The following is a 4,605-nucleotide window of genomic DNA, read 5'->3' as shown; positions in this document are numbered from 1 at the left end:
AAAGCTTATATGAGGACTGATTTTTTGGAACAACGCCGTGTTCTTTTAGAACAATGGGCATCTTTTGTGACTGGGTGTTGATTGTTACGATAGTGATGGTAATTCTGTAGAGTCTCTTTCGGCTTTTTTGCTTTCAATATAGCGGTCGATTTCAACTATATCCCATTTTAAGTATCGTCCTTCTTGTATTGGTTTAGGAAAAACACCAGCTTTTACAAGCTCTCTAATAGAGGTCATAGACATTCCAAGATAAATCGATAGGTCTTGTATATTGACGAGCCTTTGCAGGCGCATTGATAATAAAGCTTGTTCAAACAAACTTACTTTTTTTATTGAGGCGGTTAATTTTTCTTCATTCATTTAAAGCAATCCTTTTTATTTATAATGATTATGAAAGGGGCGGGGGTGCTAGGAGGCATGCAATGAACAAAGCACCCCCATAAGGTTAAGCAGCTTTGGTCAAGATCTTTGTCTTGTCTTGTTCTATTTCTGCTAAAAAGGCTTCAACAGCTTGATTAATTTCTTCAATGTGTTTTTCATCACGATTGATCCGTTTGACTTTCATGCACAATATTGAAAGAATGCTATCAGGAAAAGCTCCTATTGGTATTGACGGTTATCCTATTGAATTGCATCATATGCTGCAAACACATGATGGTCCCATAGCAGAGGTTACTAGGACATTCCATAAAAATAATAATTCTGTTATTCATATTAATCCCAATACAATGGGATCTGGTATTAATAGATCAAAATTTGATAATTGGAGACAAAAATATTGGAAGGAGCGTGCTAAGAGATATATTCAAGAAAATAATTTAATGGAGAAAAGTATATGAAAACTTATACCTTATCTGATGTTATAAAATTAGTCGATAAGTATAATGATACTGCTCATTTTGGCACTGCAGATAATGCACCTGATGATGTATGGATAAAGAGAGCTGAAGAAACTCTCGGTTTGCAATTCACATCGTCCTACAAAAGTTTTTTTAGAAATTACGGAGGAGGAGAAATTGGTGGTGAAGAAATCTTTAGCCTTTATAAGGAGTGTGGAGCAGATATCCCTGGTGGTGATATTGTTTACCGAAACTTAAATGCTAGAAAACGTGGTTTTGAAACATCAGAACAGCTTGTCGTTAGCAGAACAGATTTTGGTGAAACTTTTTATTTTGATTATACACAGTTTCGGGATGGTGAGTGTCCACTCTATGTCATGCTTCCATCTGAAGAGTGCGAATATTACGCAAGTAATTTTTATGAATTCCTTTGTAAAAGAATTAAAGAAAGCGTAGGAGCTGAGATACCTGAAGGTGATCAACCAATTGAAAAGCCTGAGATCCTTCCCACTCCGCAACCTATCCCTTTTTACACGCGTTTTTGGAAAAAATTATGGGGGAAATGACATGGGGGGGAGGAAATACGTAACGTTTATAAGGGATATGCAGCAGATATTCCGAGTAGTGGTATTATTTGTGATCTCTTAATTTGCTTCCAAGAAAAATCTTGCAGAACTTGCAGCTCAAGGAGATCTGACCAAGCTTGAAGCGAAGAAAGAAAAGACCAACCTTGCTGCTAAAGAAAAAAAGAATTTGTTAAAAGGCAAACCCACTAAATTTACTGAACCAGCTGACTCACAGAGATGGCTGGAGTTGGTCAATCCTTATCCAAACCGCCCCTTTGGTTGATCGTATTACCCGTGAGGCAGAAAAGAACCTGATCAAAGCTTGTGCTATTGGCACGGGCGTTCAAACGGCTCTTGAAGGCGGTTCTTTAGATAAGAACTTTTTAAACAATCTGCGCATCGCTCTGTCTGATACGGTTGGCAAATCGTTGGCAGAAGAAATCGGTACCGCCAAGGCTGAAGGGAAGATTGACACGGTCACGCAGATCGTTGCCCATGCTGGTCTTGGCTGTATTGTAGGTGCGACAGCGAGTGGTGATTGTACGGCTGGCGCCGTGGGGGGTGTTGTAGGCGAAACCGCAGCCATGCTCCAGTTTAAACTGTGGATGCAAAACATTATCAAAGAGGAAATGGGGGCATTAGATGGTCGCACCCCAACGCCGGAAGAACAAGCCCGCATCACTGCCAAGATTGATGCACAGTTTGCAGACTTTAGAGAGCACACCATTGATGTGGCCCGCATTGCGGGGGGCTTTGCTGCCGCCCTTGCTGGTGGTGATGTCAATACCGGCGCCGATGCTGCAGGTAATGCCGCGAAAAATAACTACCTCAGCAGTGCGCAACAAGCCCAGATGAAGAAAGAATTAGAAGAGTGTTCTGACTATTTGTGTAAAGCAGCAGTTTTTATGAAATGGTCCGCGATTAGTGGTGGTCAAAATGTAAGCTTTGCGGCTGGTATGGTAGCTGGTGTACCGGCTGAATTATACGATACGGCTCAAGGTTTTTGGCAAATAGCCAGTCACCTCAAAGAGACTTTGAAAGCGCTTAAAGAGTTAGTGACGAGTGGTGAGATTTTGCGACAATTGGGCGGACCTTGGGCAATCCTATGTAGATCGCATTAATAAAATGGCGGAGGAATATGAGCGAGCCGGTGCCGGTGGATCCTTTAAAGCGGGTGTTGAACTCGGAAAATTATTGACGGAAGCAGCATCCCTGTTGGCTGGAGGCGCTGGGGCAGTCAAGGGAGGCGCAAAGCTTGGCGAAAAGGCTTTGATCAAATTTATAGCGAGGAAAGATTTTGCCCAATTTGCTTCCAAGAAAAATCTTGCAGAACTTGCAGCTCAGGGAGATCTTGCCAAGCTTGAAGCGAAGAAAGAAAAGATCAAAATTGCTGCTAAAGAAAAAAAGCATTGGTTAAAAAAGAAACCCACTAAATTTACCGATAGCAAATTTGCTCAGACAAACAAAGTTTATCAGAGAGACGATTTGTTTGATCCTAACAAAATTGTTAAATGGATGGAAAACAAAAAAGAAGTGTGGGGTACCAATATTGAGAGAATGGAAGCAGGAAGAGCACCTATAGGGTTTGATGATAAGTCTGTTGAGTTGCATCACCTAAATCAGGCCCCTGATGGGCCCTTAGCAGTAATGAGCCATGAGTTTCATAAAAAATATACTTCTGTGATTCATGCTAATCCCCAAAAACATCAATCACTTATAGAGAGAAAAAAGTTTGAGAAGTGGAGAGCGGAATATTGGAAGGAACGTGCTAAAGACTATAGAGAACAAAAAAACAGTCATTTGGGAGGAATCATCGATATGAGATGGGGTATTATAGGTCTAGATTTTGACAGATGGGGACAGGAGCATCGGTAGTAATGCTCTACGGTTGATAAAAAGAGAAACTTGTAGGATAACTTATGGAGAATAATTGATGCAAACCTATACCTTAGATGATGTTATAGAATTAGTTGATAAAGTTGATAAATATGATAGTGATATTGTCCGTTTTGGTACTGCAGAAAATGCGGTCGATGATATATGGATTGAAAATGCGGAGAAAGCTCTCGGTTTACAATTCACATCTTCCTATAAAGCTTTTTTAAAACATTATAAAGGAGGAGACATTGCTGGTTATGAAATCTATAGCCTTTATAAAGAGTGTGGAGAAGATATTCCTTTTGATGACATTGTTTTACAAAACTTAAATTATTATAGAAAACATGGTTTTGAACACCAGAACAGCTTGCCGTTAGCAGAACAGATTTTGGTGAAACCTTTTACTTTGATTATACACAGTTTCGGGATGGTGAATGCCCACTCTATGTCATGCTTCCATCTGAAGAGTGCGAATATTACGCAAGTAATTTTTATGAATTCCTTTGTAAAAGAATTAAAGAAAGCGTGGGAGATGAGATACCTGATGGTGATCAACCAATTGAAAAACCAGAGATCCCTCCCACTCGACAACCTATCCCTTTTTACGAGCGTTTTTGGAAAAAGTTATGGGGGAGATAATATTGGTAATGGGAAATCTCTAATCTTTCTAGAGATCCTCAGTATTATATAAGTAATTTTTATACAAAAGAATTAAGGAACATGCAGGGGAGGATTCATGAAAACCTATACCTTAGCTGATGTTGCACAATTAGTTGATAAGTGAAACATTATGCAAACCAAAGATGTTACAGAAATTTTAAAAAAGATTGGCTGGGAGCCTTATCGTGATGATGTGGGGGATACTTTTGCGCATTATCATCTTCCTGACCGCATTATCGGTATTGGATATAGTGTAAAAAATTATGGAGAGAGTGGCAAAGAGTTTTTGCTTTCGGCTAATCTCACCACCGCTGCTTATTGCCTTGCTCGGCAATATTCTAGAGGTCAAGAATCACAGCGTAAATATGAAGATGTGCTATTTTATGCGAAGGAGAATTTTGGGGTTAGAGCTCCTGATCTTTCTGAAAGTCATATTGAGGAATCTTTAAACAAAGTAATTGCGTGGGCGAAAGCACAAGATATTGAAAAAAAGTTGTGCGAGGAAGCTGCTAATCATTCTGCCGCTGCACAAGCATTGCTTGGTGATATAGAGTCTTTAAAGCGTTCTAAGCCCACATCTCAATTACATGTACCAGAATTTTCTGATTACAAAGCGATGACGCGGTATGAGCGTCTACTTCTTTTTGCAAAAGCCTATAAAA

5 protein-coding genes and 3 pseudogenes are annotated in these 4,605 nt (G+C 39.7%); 6 read left to right on the top strand and 2 right to left on the bottom strand.

Translation table 11 applies throughout. The annotated features are described in order from the left end of the window. Nucleotides 1-81, top strand: a pseudogene (locus PVV64_RS09875) (integrase dna protein); the annotation flags it as partial. Between the two features lie 3 nt (nucleotides 82-84). On the opposite strand, the gene PVV64_RS09870 reads toward PVV64_RS09875, so the two are convergent. Beyond that, nucleotides 85-360 (bottom strand): AlpA family transcriptional regulator, encoded by a 276-nt coding sequence (locus PVV64_RS09870; RefSeq protein ID WP_273760823.1) that lies wholly within the window; start codon nucleotides 358-360, stop codon nucleotides 85-87. Between the two features lie 85 nt (nucleotides 361-445). Further along, nucleotides 446-571: pseudogene (locus tag PVV64_RS09865) on the bottom strand (exonuclease); the annotation flags it as partial. Here PVV64_RS09865 and PVV64_RS09860 point away from each other — a divergent pair. The 5 genes and pseudogenes from PVV64_RS09860 to PVV64_RS09840 form a co-directional block, all read left to right on the top strand. Continuing rightward, nucleotides 564-839, top strand: a complete 276-nt coding sequence (locus PVV64_RS09860; RefSeq protein ID WP_273760822.1) for an HNH/ENDO VII family nuclease — start codon at nucleotides 564-566, stop codon at nucleotides 837-839. The pseudogene PVV64_RS09865 and the gene PVV64_RS09860 overlap by 8 nt on opposite strands. Next, entirely contained in the window at nucleotides 836-1,405 is a 570-nt protein-coding gene (locus PVV64_RS09855; RefSeq protein WP_273760821.1) for an SMI1/KNR4 family protein, read from the top strand. The genes PVV64_RS09860 and PVV64_RS09855 overlap by 4 nt, the downstream gene beginning before the upstream one ends. Nucleotides 1,406-1,633: 228 nt before the next feature. Beyond that, a pseudogene (locus PVV64_RS09850) lies at nucleotides 1,634-3,280 on the top strand (HNH/ENDO VII family nuclease); the annotation flags it as partial. 58 nt (nucleotides 3,281-3,338) lie between these two features. Further along, on the top strand, nucleotides 3,339-3,974 hold the full coding sequence (locus PVV64_RS09845; RefSeq protein WP_273760820.1) for an SMI1/KNR4 family protein: 636 nt from the start codon (nucleotides 3,339-3,341) through the stop codon (nucleotides 3,972-3,974). A gap of 99 nt (nucleotides 3,975-4,073) precedes the next feature. Next, nucleotides 4,074-4,605 (top strand): DUF6990 domain-containing protein (locus PVV64_RS09840; protein WP_404978427.1); only part of this gene is annotated, 532 nt, incomplete at its 3' end.

The organism is Bartonella sp. ML70XJBT.G, from assembly GCF_028618575.1.
Taxonomy (GTDB): Bacteria; Pseudomonadota; Alphaproteobacteria; order Rhizobiales; family Rhizobiaceae; genus Bartonella.
Note: the sequence above shows the minus strand (reverse complement) of the source record. Positions and strands in the feature narration are given on the sequence as shown.